The organism is Anaerolineales bacterium, from assembly GCA_003105035.1.
In the GTDB taxonomy this organism is placed as follows: domain Bacteria; phylum Chloroflexota; class Anaerolineae; order Anaerolineales; family UBA4823; genus FEB-25.
This window is the reverse complement of sequence record PQAL01000005.1, coordinates 59,042-76,855: the sequence shown is the minus strand read 5'-3', so window position 1 is coordinate 76,855 and position 17,814 is coordinate 59,042. Positions and strand designations below refer to the sequence as shown.

Genomic DNA, 17,814 nt, shown 5'->3' with positions numbered 1-17,814 from the left:
CCTTCTTCTTTTCCAATTTTGTGTCGTGTAATTACAAAATCCGATCATAGCAGCATGATAAGCCTGGAATTAACTCTGGTGATTGGCAGTTCAATGCCGCCTCATTATCAGCAATTGATCAGGCTGACGGAATAACCGTTGATATAAAGATACCAAGCGACGCAAGCGTCGAAAATAAGGGGGCAGTTCATTGGAACTCATGGCTATAAAACCGAATTTCTGATAGAGGGCACCCAAGGGTGCGCGGCAGGTGAGATAAAGCCTGCCGGGGTGCTCTTTAAGCAGGTGTTCGATGATTACCCGGGCGATGCCACTGCCGCGCCACGCTGGCACGACGGCAATCGAGGCCAGCTCAAGAGAGCCATCGCGGTGAGATTTGACCTGGCCGCATCCGATGAGGCTGCCATGAGTATCGACAGCCAGGATGAAACGCCGCCAGTTTAGTCCTGTAGGGTTGATGTGCACCGACGAAATGATCTGCCGAATCGTACTGGCATCTCCTGCGGTTGCCGGGCGGAGAGTAAACTGCTGAGGAGAGAGGGGTTGTTCCACCGCCTAATTGTCCACCCATTCATACCTGAGAGTCAAGAGGCTCATCTTCATTAATTAGTTCACCAGGCGAATTACCAAAAAACTAGTGTATAATGATTGTTTGCAAATAAATTTAACCGGAGTAAACATATGGATCAGATAAATGCCCAGGCTGGGCAGGAGGAAGTACCAGAAGGGGAGGTTAACCCAAAGGACACAGACGAACGCCCGACAGCTTCAATGGATTCAATGGAATCGTTGCTTCAGGAAAAGGGTTTGGATATTGATTTTCCGAAGCAGGGTGAGATACGCACTGGTGTCATCGCCAGTCTCGGCGATAGTGAAATCCTGGTAAGTGTTGGAACCAAATCAGAGGGGGTGATCTCTGGCAAGGAAAAAGAACAAATCCCTGCCGAAGTGCTAGCGAGCTTCACAGTTGGCCAGGAAATTCCCGTATATGTGCTCACACCTGAAGATACCAGCGGAAACCTGGTGCTCTCCTACATGCGCGCCCGCGAAGAAACCGACTGGCAGGAAGCGGAAGCTTTGAAAGCCTCAGGCGCAGCGATTGACGCCCAAGTGATTGGATATAACAAGGGCGGCTTGATTGTACCGATCGGTATGTTGCGTGGGTTCGTCCCCGCTTCGCAGGTGAGCGTGATGAGGCGTGTGGAAGGTGATGAAAGCCCGGATTCGCGTTGGGGCAAAATGGTTGGTGAGCCGATCAAAGTTGCGGTGATCGAGGTGGACCGTGCCCGTCATCGCTTGATCCTTTCGGAACGCACTGCCTTGCAAGAAACGCGTGAGACAATCAAAGACCGCCTGCTGGATGAGCTCCAGGAAGGAACGGTCAAGACCGGGCGCGTGACCAGCCTGGCAGATTTTGGTGCATTCGTGAACATCGATGGCGCAGACGGCCTGGTGCACCTATCAGAGATCAGCTGGGAACGCATCGATCACCCAAGCGAAGTTCTGAAGGTTGGACAGGAAGTTAAGGTGAAAGTGATCGCGGTGGACCAGGAACGCAAGCGCATTGGTCTCTCGATCCGCCAGCTTCAAGCTGATCCCTGGGTGGTGAAGGTCTCGAACCTGAAGGAAGGCCAGCTTGTGGAAGGCACGATCACACACTTGACGAAATTTGGCGCCTTTGCCCGTCTGGACGAAGACCTGGAAGGTTTGATCCATATTTCTGAGCTAAGTGAGCAACGCATAAACCATCCCAAAGAGGTGGTGAAGGAGGGTGACGTCGTCACCCTGCGCATCATCAAGCTGGATACCGAACGACGGCGCATTGGTTTATCGCTGCGCAAGGTCGATTCGATGGCATATGCCAACATGGATTACGAGATGATGTTATCGGGCAAGCAAACCAGCGAGCCTGGTAAAGCCGAGGACATCGCTGAGGACGTAGCTGAGGACATAGCTGAGGACAAGGTTGAGAACATAGCTGTGGACAAGACTGAGGACGTAGCCGAGGATTTAGCCGAGGTCAATACCGAGGACATAGCTGAAGAAGCAACCGAAGAACAACCTGAAACCCCGGCCGATGAGTGAGGCCAGGTAAAGGCGAGAATTCAAACAGCCGCTACCAAGGTTTAATTTTCCTGATTAATTAACCGGGCGGGGCATAATAACCCCGCTCTTTGCTTTTTATTGGTTAAAGGACTCTAACACAATGCATACATGCGGGGGAAGTAAATTCTGGTAGAATAGTCAATCGGACAATATATATCCTTTTATAACAGTTGTGAGGCAATTGTGATGGCAGGAATGGAACGTTTTACACAGCGAGCCAGACGGGTTTTGAGCTTGGCACACCAAGAAGCAGAGCGGATGCACCAGAATTATATTGGCACTGAGCATCTCCTGCTGGGCTTGATGAAAGAAGAAGGCGGAGTGGCTGGCCGGGTGCTGCGCGAACTGGGTTTAGATGCTGCACGGATGGAGGAAGTTATCCTCCGTATCACAGGAACCGGTCAATCTACTTCAGCCAAGCTCGACCTATCACCTGGCGTGCAGCGTGCGCTTGAGAATTCGGTGGAAGAAGCCCGCAAGATGGGACATCATTACATCGGCACCGAACATTTGTTACTTGGCCTGGTAGGATTAGGTGAGGGGGTGGCGCTGGACGTCTTACGCAAGATGGGCGTGTCAGCCGAGCAAATTCGCCGGCAAACGCGCAGGGTGTTAGATGAGAGCAGTACGTCGGCTTCGTCTGAATCGAACGCGAGACGCTCTGCGGTAGGCGCAGGCGAGCAAGTTTCAAAAGAGACCGGTAAGACCAAGACCCCCATGGTGGACCAATTGGCAACGGACCTGACCACCCTGGCTGAAGAGAGTAAGCTTGACCCGGTAATCGGTCGCCAGATGGAGATCGAACGGGTGATACAAATCCTGGCACGACGCAATAAGAATAATCCCGCCTTGATCGGTGAACCTGGTGTGGGCAAAACGGCTATCGTGGAAGGCCTGGCCCAGCGGATCGTCGAAAATGATGTGCCGGCTCCCCTGATGAACAAGCGCGTCATGCAACTTGACGTCGGTTCACTGGTGGCGGGCACGATGTACCGAGGACAGTTCGAAGAACGCCTGAAAAGGGTCATCGATGAGCTGAAGGCTTCGGGGGCGATCCTGTTCATCGATGAGGTGCATATGCTGGTGGGAGCTGGGGCAGCTGGATCTTCGGTTGATGCGGCGAACATTTTGAAACCTGCCCTTTCACGAGGTGAGCTACAGGTGATCGGTGCCACGACCCTGGATGAATACCGAAAATACATTGAAAGTGATGCCGCCCTGGAAAGGCGTTTCCAGCCCATCATGGTGGATGAACCTACCATAGACGAGACGATTGAGATCCTACGCGGGGTACGCTCGGCGTATGAAGAGCACCACCGCCTGACTATCTCCGATGAAGCCCTGAATGCGGCAGCACACCTATCGGCGCGTTACGTCACCGAACGCTTTCTACCCGACAAAGCAATCGACCTGATCGATGAGTCATCATCACGGGTAAGGATGTATAAGAGCCCGGCAGCGAAAACCGCCAAAGAATTGATGACCCAACTTAAGGGTTTGCGGCAGGACCATGCGTTGGCACTGGAAGACGGCCGAGCCGATGACGCCCAGGATTTACAGGAGCGCATGGATGAGCTGGAAAGGCAGCTCGAATACCTGCGGACAGGATGGGACCGGGCAACCAGCCCAACCGTCACATCCGAAGATATCGCCGAGGTGGTGGCGATGTGGACGGGTGTGCCGGTGATGCAGATTGCCCAGGCAGAATCGGAACGCCTGCTGCAGATGGAAGACGACTTGCAGAAACACATCATCGGGCAGGATGAAGCCATCCAGGCAATCTCCAAAGCGGTACGTCGTGCCCGGGCAGGCTTAAAAGACCCCCGCAGACCAATCGGATCGTTCATGTTCCTTGGCCCAACCGGGGTTGGGAAGACCGAGCTGACCAAAGCCCTGGCGCGCTTCATGTTCGGCAGCGAAGATGCACTTATCCAGTTGGATATGTCGGAGTTCATGGAACGCCATACGGTGAGCCGGCTGGTGGGTGCCCCACCGGGATACGTGGGGTATGAAGAGGCGGGCCAGCTAACCGAGGCATTAAGACGAAGGCCGTACTCGATCGTGGTGTTCGATGAAGTGGAGAAAGCCCACCCTGAAGCGCACAACATGCTGCTGCAGATCATGGAAGAGGGCCATCTATCGGATGCGCGCGGGCGCAAGGTGGATTTCCGCAATGCCATCGTGGTGATGACATCGAATATTGGAGCCGAGATGATCAAGCGGCAGACATCGCTGGGGTTCTCGTTACAGCGCGATGAAGAGACCGAAGAAAAGCTAGCTTATGATGAGATGCGTAAGAAACTGATGGACTCGCTCAAACGGGTTTTCCGGCCTGAGTTCATCAACCGCCTGGATTCGGTGATCGTGTTCCGTGCCCTGGCCAAGGAAGACATCAAAGAGATTGTCAATCTCGAGCTGAACAAGGTATCTGAGCGCTTGAAGGAGCATGACATCAGCCTGGTGGCCACACCCATAGCCCTGGAAAAACTGGCCGAGCTGGGTTACGACCCAGAGATGGGTGCGCGACCTTTGAAGCGGGTCATCCAACAGAAGGTGGAGGATGTGCTCTCCGATGCACTGCTTTCTGGCACCTTCGCAGATGGGGATGCGATCATTGTGGATTACCGCGAAGATGAGGTTGTCTTGCGACGCGAGCCAGAAGGGGAACCTACGCCCGCAAGCGTGTAGAGCCGATCCTGGTATTGGGATCATTTAGAAGACACCTATAAACACACTATCATTCCCGAGGTCGATTACGACCTCGGGAATTTTTTCCTATAAATTGCTTGCATCCTGTTGTTCCGGCGATATAATTAATTTATCGACGTTATAAGTGGAAATCGAATAAAGCTTTTCGTTGCCTGTCTGGGTTAATGCTTCGATCATCCCCTGGCGACGCATCAGACTATAAGAAAGATAGTGGGAGGGGCTACCTTGTCTTTTATACTTGGTGCGACTATCGCAGTGAACCTGACTGCAGTTGTTCTGGCGATCTGGCTGGGGCTGTTCCTGGTGTCGCGCAGCCCCAAATACCTGATTGCCTGGATGACCGCTTTAACCTTATGGCTAATAGCTGCTGCATTCCAAAACGTGCTACTGGCGATCAACCCGCCCCCAGTGGTCCTGCTCAAGCTGACCTGGCTAAGGATATTTTTTCCATTCTGGCCGCGCGAGACTTTTTTAGGCGCCAGCAACAACTGGTTGCAGGGTTGGTCGATAGCACCCGCTCTGGCGATCTGGCACCATGTGACCATACTGCTCCTGCCAGGAAGAACCACCATCTGGCGTTGGGTGAGAATACTACTGGCATACCTGGTTGCCATAATTGCGGTTATTGTGCAGATCAATGCCCCGATTTTATTCACAACAGAAGGTGGAAATCCGCTTTTCTTGAACAGCCTGCTTGCAGGCCCATGGTACCCGATTTTTGCGGTTGCCCTGGTCGTTTTAACCTGGACTTGCGTTTACAACTTGATCCTTGCGGCACGTAGCGCGTCATCGAGTGTTGCTCGCAATCAACTCAAAATACTAGCATGGGCATCGCTAGCTGCCGGTTTAGCGGGATTTGTGTCGATTGCTGCTTCCTATTTCAGGATACCTATCCCCATCCTGGTCATTTCGCTACTCGAAGCGATTCCGGTGGCCCTGATTGGATATAGTGTGGCGCGGTACAGTGCGTTGATGGAAGGACGTACCATCCAGAAAGATTTTGTATATAGCTTCTTCCTGCTCAGCCTCGTGCTTTTGATCTATGTTCCGATCAGCTTGATCCTGATTATGCAATACCATGCCCCGATGGTGCTCCTGGCGGTTTTTCCTCCGATGGCTGTGATCACGCATTCATCCATGACCGCTATCGACCGTTTACGCGATCGTATCTTTTATTCAAAAGATACAGGCATGCTGCGTGTGGAATTGAGAAAATTATCCCGCCAGGTGGGTGTGAACGCTCCACTAGAAATGTTGCTTAAACCTTCCCTCGAGAGCTTATGTAGCTACGTTGAGGCTACTTATGGCTTAATCCTGATCTTTGGGAGTGAGACTCCCTTGAAGATAATTTCTTGTAAATTTGATGCTGAACTACCTGATATTGAGATCAAAAAACTGACTATTGATGACCTGGTCTATTTAAAATCTGGTCAGCTCCCACCACCCCTGGATCACGCTTCTTTGCTGGTTCCGCTGTATAGCGAGACTGAACAACTGGGTGCGCTGATCCTGGGTGAGCCAGAGAACGGTCTGCAATACGCCCTGGATGATACTGAACCGATCCTAGAGGTCACCGATGAATTCAGCGAGACGATCCAGACTGCGTGGCGAAACCGCCGATATATGGAGAAAATCTCTGAGCTGATCCAAGAACATAATTTTCACCATCAAGATAATCACCCCCCCGTATCGAATGAATGTATCGAGCAGGCCTTACGCAATTTGTATGATTATCCATACCTTGCTGATACACCTCTGGCTGAGATAAACCTGGTGCGAGACCGCCTTCCTGCTGGGCAAATAACTCATTTGGAGCGCGGCAAGGCTGTCAATGCGATCCTACTGGAAGCGTTGGAAAAACTACGCCCGGGGGCTGTGCCACCAACAAAAACACCGACCCGCGAATGGTACCCATACATCATCTTGCAAGAAGCCTACGTCGAAGAAACGTCCAACCGCGACATCATGCAGAAGCTGTACATCTCTGAGGGCACGTTTAATCGCACGCGCCGTACTGCCATCCGTTCTGTGGCGCGGGCAATAGGAGAAATGGAAACATCAAGTTCATAAGTTAATCAAGCCGCATATTGGGGATGCAACATGCGGGCAAACAATCTATCTCTATATCTTACCAATCTGGCGTCTTTTGGCGGTTATTCCACTTGAATTGGCAGTCCAATTATGCAATACTGAAACCAGAGAGGAGATGAAAATGAAGACACGGGTATTCATATTACTTATTTTGTGGCTGCTCAGCACCAGCTTGACTGCCTGCGGGCCAAAGGCTCCAGCTGCCACGCCCACATCGGATGCAATCACCCTGGGTGCGACTCAAACGGCCCTAGCCCCCACCGCGACAAGCACGCCTGAGCCGACGGCAACTGCCACTTCCACACCAACCGAGACACCCCTCCCGACTGAAACGCCCAACCTGGCAGCAACATCAGCAGCCAGCACCCAAACCGCTCGCTTAGAGACCCAGCAGGCGGTGCAGACTGCTGAGGCGTTATCGGTGGAGGCTACCCAGCAGGCGCAAGATGCCTTCTGGGCACAGATGGTGGCCGATGGGACGATTACGATGAACCAGGGTGAGATGTATGAGATCGACGATTTCGAGGAGAGCTGGGCTCAGCGTAACTGGTACCAATGGTGGTGGTTCGGGTATAGCATGGCAGATTTTGTGATATCCACCCAGATTGAGTGGGAAACTGCCGAGGCAAGCTACGGAAATGGTGGATGCGGTTTTGTCTTGCGCTTAAAGGATAACGACAACCACCTGGTAGTCTTCCTTGCTCCGCGTGGAGATGCCGAGCTGGGTGCCATGACGGTTAATGGCTACCAAACTCAAAGCATCCGCTGGAAGAATCCTGACCTACCGAACTATGCCGGCCTGACTCCACCGTCAAGCGGTAGCTCAGACTTTACCGTGGTGGCTGAAAAAGAATTCGTCACAGCCTACATTGATGGCCAGCGGATTTACCAGTGGTATGTGGCCCTGACCAGTCCCGGAGATATCGGCTACACCATTCTTTCGGGGACCAACAAGGATTTTGGAACTTATTGTAAATTCACCAATACCACGATCTGGGAGCTGATCAAATAAGATCCCCACTTCAAAGATTTGCCAGACGAGAGACAATGCCCTTGCCTCTCGTCTGGCAGAGTTAAGGAAATGGAAATCACCCTGGTGCTATGCCAAAAAGGGGCTGGATGAAAATTGGTTTGGATTGCCAGGAGGATGTAAATGGAGAATTTTCAAGGTCTCAGTATCGATCTGATCCAGATGCTGCAGACGCTTAGCCCCATGCTGGATGGGTTGTTCAGGTTCGTTTACCTGTTTGGAACTCCAGCTTTTTACGTCTTGCTCATCCCGATCATTTATTGGACTGTCAACCGTAATGTTGGAGTAACAGCTCTGATGGTGTTTGTCTCAGCTACGATAGTGAGTATAGCGTTTCGGCAGCTCTTGCACCTGCCCCGGCCTTATTGGTCAGGCAGCTTGCAGGTATTAGCGCAGGCAAGCTCGTATGCCCTACCTTCCAGCGCAGCGGCGATTTCACTGGCAGTAATGGGTTACCTAGCTTACCGTCTGGATAAAGCCTGGCTATGGGCTTCTGCAGGCCTGCTGATCATTCTCATCGGTATCTCAGGCATGTACCTTGGCCTGCATTTCCCCCTGGATATTTTGACTGGCTGGCTATTAGGGTTGGCAGTGCTGGTGACACTTATTAAAGCGCATTCTTTTCCACTGCATGCCTGGAACACCCATTCGATTAAGTGGCAGGTGGGAGTGGCTTTCGGACTGTCGCTCGGGGTGATTGGGATCGGGCTATTGGTGCATGCCTGGATTGCTCCTGTGGTGGATCCAGTTTCATGGGCAGCTTTTACTCCACAAGCCCGCTCCATGGGAGATTATTTTGCTTGCGCTGGGGTGCTGCTCGGCGGTGTAATCGGTGCCAGGTTGATGACTTCCAGCTCGGATTTTCGAACCGGAGGAACTTTTCCACGAAAGATCTGGCGGTGTATATCAGGAATTGCCGGGGTATTATTTATATATTTCGGTTTTGAGTGGTTGGAACAACAGCTTCCTATTGTTGATTCTGCTCCAGGGTATGCTCTGCGGTACCTGGAGGCCTCGTTGGTGATGTTGTGGGTTTTCTTTTTTGCGCCTAGGCTATTTTTGAAAATCAAACTGGCCAGGCCGGTTAAGTATGCCGCCACACCAACCTTCCCCGTATAGGCTTTTTACAACATGAGGGGCAGGGTATGCTCTCTCCCCGGTAATAACATTTAAAGCTTCGCACCGGGGCTAAACACATTAGCCGGAACCTCAATTCGTTTTCATTCAGGACAATCTTCAAAGGTATAATCTTTCCATGCCGAAAACACACACCCAATACGTTTGCCAGCAATGCGGGCGTACCGCTGCCCGCCCGATGGGGCGCTGCCCGCAGTGCGGTGCCTGGAACTCAATGGTGGAGGAGATTATCGCCGCGCCAACAAAGGCTGTGCACGCAGCTGGCCGTGGCTTGACGGGTATCTCGACGCCGCTCAAGCTGACCGAGATTGATGGCGATGTGGATGAGCGCTGGGGGTTATCCATTGGGGAGTTCGCCCGCGTGCTGGGAGGTGGCATCGTCCCCGGCTCGATCGTGCTGGTTGGAGGTGACCCAGGTATCGGCAAGAGCACGCTACTGCTGCAGGTGGCGCTTGAGATGGCACAGACAGGCCTGGTATTGTACATCTCGGGAGAGGAATCGGAGCGGCAGATTAAGATGCGGGCCATGCGCCTGCTAAAAGACACTCCAGAGGAGATGCCAGATGGGCTGCTGCTGGTTACAGAGACCAGCCTGGGGGTTATCCTGGAACATGTTTCTGCAGTAAAACCATCCCTGGTAATCGTGGACTCCATCCAGACCACTTACATGCCAGAGCTTGAATCAGGAGCCGGTAGCGTGACCCAGGTGCGAGAGTGTGCTTCAAGGTTGCGCGAACTGGCCAAGGGCTCAGGTATAGCGGTTTTCCTGATCGGGCATGTAACCAAGGAAGGGGCGATCGCCGGCCCGCGGGTGCTTGAGCATATCGTCGATACCGTGCTTTACCTGGAGGGTGACCGCTTCCAGTCGTATCGCCTGCTCAGGTCAGTCAAAAATCGCTTCGGGGCAACCTCGGAAGTGGGGGTGTTCGAGATGCGCGAGCGCGGTATGGTGGAAGTGACCAACCCATCCGAGGCTTTCCTGGCTGAACGGATGGTGAATGCCCCTGGGAGCGCTATTGCCGTCACCATGGAAGGCACGCGGCCCATCCTGGTGGAAGTACAGGGATTATCCAGCCCCACAGCATTTGGCAACCCCCGCCGGACCCCCAATGGGGTAGATTTCAACCGGCTGCTGCTGGTAAGCGCAGTGCTGGCACGGCGCATGGGCTTGCGCCTGGGAGACCAGGATATTTTCGTGAATGTTGTGGGGGGCATACAGGTGGAGGAACCAGCGGCCGACCTGGCAGTGGCAACAGCCATTGCCTCATCGATGCGCGACGTGGCGGTGAGAGCCGATACTGTGTTGATTGGCGAGGTGGGGCTTTCTGGTGAGCTGCGCATGGTGGGACAGATGCCTGCCAGATTGCGAGAAGCGGCTAAGCTGGGCTTCAAAACGGCTATCGTGCCGAAAAGCATCCGCAAGGCCGAACCGTGGCCCAAGGGGATCGAAGTGGTGGAAGTACGTTCGCTGAGGGAAGCGATTGAGAGGGCGTTGGTTGGCAGGGAATAAGGACAGATAGACAGTTAAATTGTAAGAAAACTGGAAAATTAATCAGGGGTCCAGGCGATCTATCGCACTGGCCTGAAGTAATTACGTCACCGATGCAATGCCAGCAAATAAATCGCGCTCATGTAATCCATTCACCGGCTCGGGATATGCACGCATGAACGATTCAGTGCCCCCAAGGTAGCGCCTTAATATGGTCATGGGTCCTTTGCGACCGATAGCTCCACCCAGCTGGCTGGTGTGGCAAGCAGTAGCCTGGTCCCTGATTTCGCTGACACTGCGGCAATTGATGCGAGCGTGGGTGGGGAAGCTACCTTCCTGTACCACTGCCACCAGATCGATATCACGATTACGGCCAAAGTGGCGCGGGTCCATGCCCAACAAGGGGGCCAGCCTGACCGCCCAACGCATGATCGCCTTCGGCATGGTCTGGTAATACAACTTGTCCGGCTGAAAAGGTGGCAGATCGGAAGGGTAGCTCGCCTGTGAAGCCAGTTGGAAAGCGCGCAGTGTGGCGTGGTGCATGGCGATATGATCCGGATGCTTATATCCCCCGATTGGATCATGGGTGACCACCACCTGCGGACGAAGCAAGCGGATGTAGTGCACCACCCTGGCAGCGACTTCATCCACTGGCTGGGCAGCCAGGGCGTTGGGATGCTGATTATCGGGGGTGCCAGGCATGCCGGAGTCGCGGTAACCCAGGAAGTAGACCCCGCTCAAGCCCAATATACCGGCTGCACAACGTAACTCGGATTCGCGGCGCTCAGCCACGCTACTGAAGCCCTGCAGGAGGTCTTGATCCACATCACCCACGTCGCCACGTGTGGCGCACACCAGATGCACCTGCACCCCCTTTTTAGCATACAACGCCAGGGTACCGCCCATCCCAAAGGTCTCATCATCGGGGTGAGCCAGGCAAACCAGCATTGTGAAGGGTTGAGACACGTCAGGGGCCATTAATAGATCGGCTGCCTTGGGTCAATATCTTTGACCCAGGCATTCATCCCTCCTTGCAGATTGTGGAGCTTGCGGAAACCCAACCCAAGCAGGATATGCAAGGCGCGCGTGGAACGCACACCGGCCTTACAGATCAACACGATATCATCTTGAGGATCCAGCTCATTACCACGTGTTGCAAGCTGCCCCAAGGGGAAATTGCGTACGCCCTCGATGCGGGAAATCTGCAGCTCATGAGGCTCACGAACATCCACCAGGCAAAGTGAAGCACCTGAGTTAAGCCGAGCTGAAAGCTCACGCGGAGATATATCCCATTGCTCACCTGCTGAGCCGGTTTCCACCTGGTGACCAGGAACTCCACAGAAAGCGTCGTAATCGATGAGAGCGGTCACGCTGGGGTGCTCGCCACACACCTTACAGGCAGGGTTCTTGCGCAGCTTGACAAACTCAAAGCTCATATCCTGGGCGTTGTATAGCAGCAGCCGGCCAATCAATGGCTCACCTGTGCCAAGCAGCAGCTTGAGGGCTTCGGTAGCTTGCAGGGTACCAATTGTCCCAGGTAACACGCCCAGAACACCACTTTCGGCACAGGATGGCACCAGGCCAGGTGGGGGTGGCTCGGGAAATAGGCAACGGTAACAAGGGCCCACGCGGGCGTCAAAGACACTCACCTGGCCTTCAAAGCGGTAAACCGAGCCGTAGATATTAGGCTTCCTGGTAAGCACGCATAGGTCATTGGTGAGGTAGCGGGTGGGGAAGTTATCGCTGCCATCAATGATCAGATCGTAAGGCTCAGCGATGCCCTCAGCATTGGTGGAGGTGAAAACCTCGTTGTAGATATCTACCTGGATGTCGGGGTTCAAATCGTGCATGCGGTCGCGAGCGGATTCTACCTTGAGCTTGCCTACCGTGGAGGTGCCATGGATCACCTGGCGCTGCAGGTTTGTGCGGTCGACCACGTCATAGTCGACCAGCCCGATATGCCCAATCCCTGCAGCAGCAAGGTATAGAGCGGCTGGTGAACCCAGACCACCCGTGCCAATGATCAGCACCGAGGCAACCTTCAGCTTACGCTGCCCATCGAGACCAACATCGGGGATGAGCAGGTGACGAGAATAACGCAGGATTTCCTCATGAGAAAGATCAGGTAACATGCGCAGAGTATAATCCATTTCCCTACTGAAGACCCGGCAGGTTTATGAAACCCATTGGGTTGTGGCTAACTAGATTGAGAAATCCTCACCCGACCAGGTACCGTCAGTGGGGGCGTGCACGTGGGGCTTACCATTGGCATGCCCATCCACCTCGGCTTCCAAGGCTTCCACGCGCTTGATCAGGTCAACCAATGACACACCCACCAGGTCGGGCAGGGAGGTGTGGTTGAGATCAGGCGCATCACTCTGGCGGTGGGGCTTGCTGCGGGCGATATTCTGGCCCGGGACGCCCACGACCACTGCGTTGGCGGGGACAGACTTCACCACCACGGCGTTGGCGCCGATACGGCTGTCGGGCCCGATGGTGATGGGACCCAGGATCTTAGCGCCGGCACCCACAACAACACGGTCACCCAGGGTGGGATGGCGTTTTCCTTTTTCCAGGCTGGTGCCACCCAGGGTGACGCCGTGATAAAGGGTGACATCCTGACCAATTTCAGCGGTCTCACCAACAACCACCCCCATACCATGGTCAATAAACAGACCTGAGCCGATCTGTGCACCCGGGTGAATCTCGATGCCGGTGATCGCGCGCACGAGCTGGGAGAGAAGCCGCCCGAATAGCTTGAGATCATGCCGCCAGAACCAGTGGGCAATGCGGTAACCCCATAAAGCGTGCAGGCCTGGGTAACCCAGGATCACCTCCAGGGCAGACCTTGCCGCCGGGTCGCGACTCAAGGCTGAGTGCACATCCTGACGAAAGGTTTCCAAAATACCTGCAGGTCTGGCTGTCCTTGTAGTAGTGGATCGGTAGGTATTAATTTCCATAATGGCTCCTAATCGTCAAGCTACAGGAATTTATCCTTGCGGCTTGATAGATGGAATAAAAAAAGGTACGTGGCTAGTCTGCCAGGTCGGCGAAGAGCGGGGTGCTCAAATAGCGTTCGCCAAAATCGGGGGCGATGACCACCAGCAGCTTGCCGTCATTCTCGGATCGGTGCGCCACTTGTAAAGCAGCCCAAACCGCTGCTCCGGATGAGATGCCTACCAGCAATCCTTCTTCATTTGCCATCCGCCGGGCAGTCTGCAGCGCATCATCATTCGACACGCTGATGACCTCGTCGTAGATATGGGTGTTGAGCACCTGGGGGATGAAGCCCGCACCCAAACCTTGAATCTGATGGGGACCTTTCTCGCCACCGGATAGCACTGAAGACCCCCGTGGTTCGACAGCCACAACCTTGAATGAGGGCTTGCGAGCCTTGATCACCTCCCCGACGCCGGTGATAGTACCGCCGGTTCCTACACCAGCAACCAACAAATCCAGCTTGCCATCAGTATCACGCCAAAGCTCTTCGGCAGTGGTGCGGCGATGGATTTCGGGATTAGCGGGGTTATTAAACTGTTGTGGGATGACATAGCGTTGGTCGGAGGCAGCCAATTCCTCCGCTTTACGGATGGCGCCGGACATGCCTTCGCTACCTGGGGTGAGAATCAGCTCGGCACCGTAGGCGCGTAAGAGCATACGCCTTTCCCGGCTCATCGTATCGGGCATGGTCAGGGTGCAGCGATAACCGCGAGCAGCACATACCATGGCCAGGGCGATGCCTGTGTTACCGCTGGTAGGCTCAAGGATGATGCTGCCGGGATTTATCAGGCTGGCTTGCTCGGCGGCATCGATCATGGCGACGCCGATACGGTCTTTGATGCTGTGGGCGGGATTGAATGATTCCAGCTTAACTAGCACATCGGCTTTCGCGCCTGCAGTGAGGCGGTTGAGCCGGACGAGGGGTGTGTTCCCGACCAGCTGGGTAATATTGCTGGCGATATTCATGGATGATTTTCCCTTTCTGCAAATTTGAACGACGGATAACTACACAAAAAAGTGGCATGATAACCACGAAAAATAAGGTCGGCAAGCGGGGTGCTGCCACCATTTACGTCAGATTGTCAGTCGTCCGGTAAGGGAGAAGGTCATGACGCAGAGGCGGCTAGGAACCCCGCCTCGGACATGTGCAAACGAAAAAGGTAAACACTCCAAAAGTAGACATAATAGATAGATTAAGGGGTAATTATAGCTGGAAAAGGAGGATTGTCAAGGGGTGTATGGAGTATGGGTACTTGAAGGATCTTAAGGTCGCCCTCCTAACAATTACAGAAAAAAGTTGGGTGGAGAACGGAAAATCAGTGCTCCACCCAACCTACAAATCTACTCAATCCAACCTACAAATAAATAATACGACTAAACCTGGACGTTATTTTGGAAGGTCGGTAGGTTCGGCAGGCTCACCAGAGCCGATGCCGAGTGGCTTCCACTTGGTGGGATCCTTCAGACGATGCTGCAGACCGCCGCGCTCGTGGGTTTTCTCGAAGCCCTCCGGCTTGATGAACATCTGGTCGCCATCCAATAGGGCGGTGAGGCCCTCCTGGCCGGGTTCGGGGCGTTTGTCACCCAGGAATTTTGCAGCTTTCGCGGGGGTGTAATCGGTGGGTTCTTCATAAGTGGTAATGTACCCCTCGAAATTCCGCAGGATGATCTTGTGATCTGACATGCTGATGAGATAGTTGGGCATAACAGGGATCTTGCCGCCTCCGCCAGGAGCGTCGATCATGTAAGTGGGAACAGCAAAGCCGGAGGTGTGGCCGCGTAATCCCTCCATGATCTCGATGCCTTTGGCAACCGGAGTGCGGAAGTGCCCGGCACCGTGGACCAAGTCACATTGGTAGAGATAGTAGGGGCGAACGCGGATGCGGATCAGGTCTTGCACGAGCTGGCGCATGACATGGACGTTATCGTTGACACCGGCTAGGAGAACGGACTGGTTGCCTAGGGGAATCCCAGCACGAGTGAGCTTATCGGTAGCCTGAGCAAGCTCAGCAGAGATCTCATTGGAGTGGTTGACATGGATGTTCAACCATAAGGGGTGGAAGCGCTGGAGCATGTCACACAGCTCGTCGGTAACACGCATGGGCAGGAAAACTGGGACGCGCGAGCCAATGCGGACGATCTCGATATGAGGGATCTCACGCAGGCGGGTAAGGATTTCTTCAAGGATCTTGGGGGCCAGGACGAGCGGGTCACCGCCCGAGAGCAGGACATCACGGACCTGGGGTGTATTGCGCAGGTATTCAAGCTGGAGCTCAAATTCATGGCGAGAGAAGGTGGCGGATGGGTCACCCACAATGCGGCTGCGTGTGCAGTAGCGACAGTATGACGCGCATTGGGTGGTGACCAACATGAGGACACGGTCAGGGTAACGGTGTACAAGACCCGGGACAGGGGAGTGAGCGTCTTCTGAGAGAGAATCGGCCATTTCCGCGGTGAAGGGTTGCATCTCACAGTCGTTGGGGATGACTTGCTTGCGGATGGGGTCTTCGGGGTCGTCGGGATTGATCAAGGAAATGTAATAAGGGGTGATATCAACGCGGAAAAGATGCGGGGCATTAAGGGCGTTCTTCTCATCTTCGGTGAGGGTGAGCACCTTGCCGATCTCTTCGGCGGTATTAAGACGGTTGGAAAGCTGCCAGCGCCAATTGTTCCACTGGTCGTCGGGAATGTCTTTATAGATCGGAGCTCGTTTGGAAAGGAAGGGGTGGTTGGACATATGGTATACCTCCAGTCAGAGTGATGTCCTCCAGAAGTAGGAGGAGTATATCAAGATTGGTGAGGTTTGAATAGATTTAACCGCATAGATAAGTGGATATTTATCCTGAAACAGGCATAAACATCATTTTTCGTCAGCTCAAAATTTCGATAAGGAATTAATCAGAGGTTGCCTGTCGTTCGGTTTGATAATGAGCAGACCTTAATTTGACAAACCGGATAAACAAGGTAGAATTAGGTCGATTTGGGGATGTAATCTACACAAACTAAAATATCTTTAACAAATAAATAGGAGGAAATGAATGAAAAGGTTACCAGTATTTAGGCTAGTAATCGCTTTGTCTTTATTAATTTCTGCAATTGGACTGGCGATGCCTGGCCTGGCCTCAGCCAGCACAGCACAGACCTATACTGTTCTGGTAGGCGCAGAGAATGTTGCCCTTAGGACCGGCGTGATGGCATATTTTCCAGCAACGCTGCATATCCATGTGGGCGATACCGTGATCTGGAAACAGAACACGCATGAAATCCATACAGTCACGTTCCTGGCAGGGGCTGCTATGCCGCAGACGCTCGTGCCAACCCCGTCTGGCTTTACGCCTGCAGGGTTGATGTTAAATCCGCAAGTTGCGTTCCCGGCTATGCCACAAGATGGGATGTATGATGGCTCAACTTATGCCAACTCAGGTGTGATGTCAATTGATCCTGGCCAGCCAACACAGTTCAACTTGACATTTACCAAGCAGGGATCGTTCCCGTATGTTTGCGTCATCCACGGGATGATGATGTCAGGCACTGTGGTGGTTGAGGCTTCATCAGTATCAATCCCATCACCAGCAGTGGTGTCTATCCAGGCACAAGCAGCTATGAGTGCGCAACTAGCTAATTCATATGCATTGTATGGCGCAGCATTGGGCAAAGTGCCAGCGCCGAAGAAGAACCCAGATGGCTCAACCAACTATACTGTCTTGATCGGCTGGTCACAGGGCCAATATGATCTGATGGACTTTATCCCGAATAATCTTGCTGTACATCAAGGCGATACTGTCACGTTTGCGCTCAGCCCGACGAACACCGAAGCCCCGCATACGGTGACATTCCTGAACGGTGCAGATGATATCAGCTTCATCACACCCATCCCGAACCCGCCTGGTCCACCAGTGCTGTTGATCAACCCCCAGGTGTTGGCACCGATCAACCCTGGCCAACCCCTGACCCGCAGTGGAATTTATAGCTCAGGCTTGTTGAACCCCCTTGGCCCTGGACCTTACGAGTACACCGTGACGATAGGGGACATCAGCGGTAATATCTTGTACGTGTGTATCCTGCATGATACCAGTGGGATGGAGGCAATATTACAGGTGGTTCCGAAGTAATCATCCTGACTCAATATCATCAAAAATTCTTCATAGGGCTGTCTAGCATTTGGTAGACAGCCCCGATTGTTTAATACCATTTACGGGGAGGTAAAGAGACGTATAAGACTGTCTAAAAAGGAAGGGCAGACCTGCACATC

At 53.5% G+C, this 17,814-nt stretch carries 12 protein-coding genes and 1 pseudogene; 7 read left to right on the top strand and 6 right to left on the bottom strand.

Annotated elements, in window-relative coordinates; all coding sequences use genetic code 11:
* Positions 1-90: 90 nt before the first annotated feature.
* Positions 91-552 (bottom strand): hypothetical protein, encoded by a 462-nt coding sequence (locus tag C3F13_03275; GenBank protein ID PWB55707.1) that lies wholly within the window; start codon positions 550-552, stop codon positions 91-93.
* A 129-nt stretch (positions 553-681) separates the two neighbouring features.
* Here C3F13_03275 and C3F13_03270 point away from each other — a divergent pair, with 129 nt between their 5' ends.
* The 6 genes and pseudogenes from C3F13_03270 (at position 682) to C3F13_03245 (ending at position 10,583) form a co-directional block, all read left to right on the top strand.
* On the top strand, positions 682-2,085 hold the full coding sequence (locus C3F13_03270) for a 30S ribosomal protein S1 (GenBank protein ID PWB55706.1): 1,404 nt from the start codon (positions 682-684) through the stop codon (positions 2,083-2,085).
* 207 nt (positions 2,086-2,292) lie between these two features.
* Positions 2,293-4,794, top strand: coding sequence for an NDP-hexose 4-ketoreductase (locus C3F13_03265; GenBank protein ID PWB55705.1), 2,502 nt, complete (start codon positions 2,293-2,295; stop codon positions 4,792-4,794).
* A gap of 246 nt (positions 4,795-5,040) precedes the next feature.
* Positions 5,041-6,885, top strand: a complete 1,845-nt coding sequence (locus C3F13_03260; protein ID PWB55704.1) for a hypothetical protein — start codon at positions 5,041-5,043, stop codon at positions 6,883-6,885.
* 256 nt (positions 6,886-7,141) lie between these two features.
* A pseudogene (locus C3F13_03255) lies at positions 7,142-7,243 on the top strand (halocyanin).
* Between the two features lie 816 nt (positions 7,244-8,059).
* Complete coding sequence (locus tag C3F13_03250; GenBank protein ID PWB55703.1) at positions 8,060-9,055, top strand: hypothetical protein; 996 nt, start codon at positions 8,060-8,062, stop codon at positions 9,053-9,055.
* Positions 9,056-9,191: 136 nt separating this feature from the next.
* On the top strand, positions 9,192-10,583 hold the full coding sequence (locus tag C3F13_03245; protein PWB55702.1) for a DNA repair protein RadA: 1,392 nt from the start codon (positions 9,192-9,194) through the stop codon (positions 10,581-10,583).
* A gap of 81 nt (positions 10,584-10,664) precedes the next feature.
* Here C3F13_03245 and C3F13_03240 read toward each other — a convergent pair whose 3' ends face one another.
* The 5 genes from C3F13_03240 to ablA form a co-directional block, all read right to left on the bottom strand.
* Positions 10,665-11,540 carry a GlcNAc-PI de-N-acetylase gene (locus tag C3F13_03240; GenBank protein ID PWB55701.1) on the bottom strand — a complete coding sequence of 292 codons (876 nt, stop codon included), beginning with the start codon at positions 11,538-11,540 and terminating at the stop codon, positions 10,665-10,667.
* Positions 11,540-12,694, bottom strand: coding sequence for a molybdenum cofactor biosynthesis protein MoeB (locus tag C3F13_03235; protein PWB55855.1), 1,155 nt, complete (start codon positions 12,692-12,694; stop codon positions 11,540-11,542). Before C3F13_03235 ends, C3F13_03240 begins: the two co-directional genes overlap by 1 nt.
* Before the next feature lie 69 nt (positions 12,695-12,763).
* Positions 12,764-13,468 (bottom strand): serine O-acetyltransferase, encoded by a 705-nt coding sequence (gene cysE, locus C3F13_03230; protein ID PWB55854.1) that lies wholly within the window; start codon positions 13,466-13,468, stop codon positions 12,764-12,766.
* Between the two features lie 127 nt (positions 13,469-13,595).
* Positions 13,596-14,528, bottom strand: a complete 933-nt coding sequence (gene cysK / locus C3F13_03225; protein PWB55700.1) for a cysteine synthase A — start codon at positions 14,526-14,528, stop codon at positions 13,596-13,598.
* A 421-nt stretch (positions 14,529-14,949) separates the two neighbouring features.
* Positions 14,950-16,299 carry a lysine 2,3-aminomutase gene (gene ablA / locus C3F13_03220; GenBank protein ID PWB55699.1) on the bottom strand — a complete coding sequence of 450 codons (1,350 nt, stop codon included), beginning with the start codon at positions 16,297-16,299 and terminating at the stop codon, positions 14,950-14,952.
* 301 nt (positions 16,300-16,600) lie between these two features.
* On the opposite strand from ablA, the gene C3F13_03215 reads away from it, so the two are divergent.
* Positions 16,601-17,674 carry a hypothetical protein gene (locus C3F13_03215; protein PWB55698.1) on the top strand — a complete coding sequence of 358 codons (1,074 nt, stop codon included), beginning with the start codon at positions 16,601-16,603 and terminating at the stop codon, positions 17,672-17,674.
* Positions 17,675-17,814 lie beyond the last annotated feature (140 nt).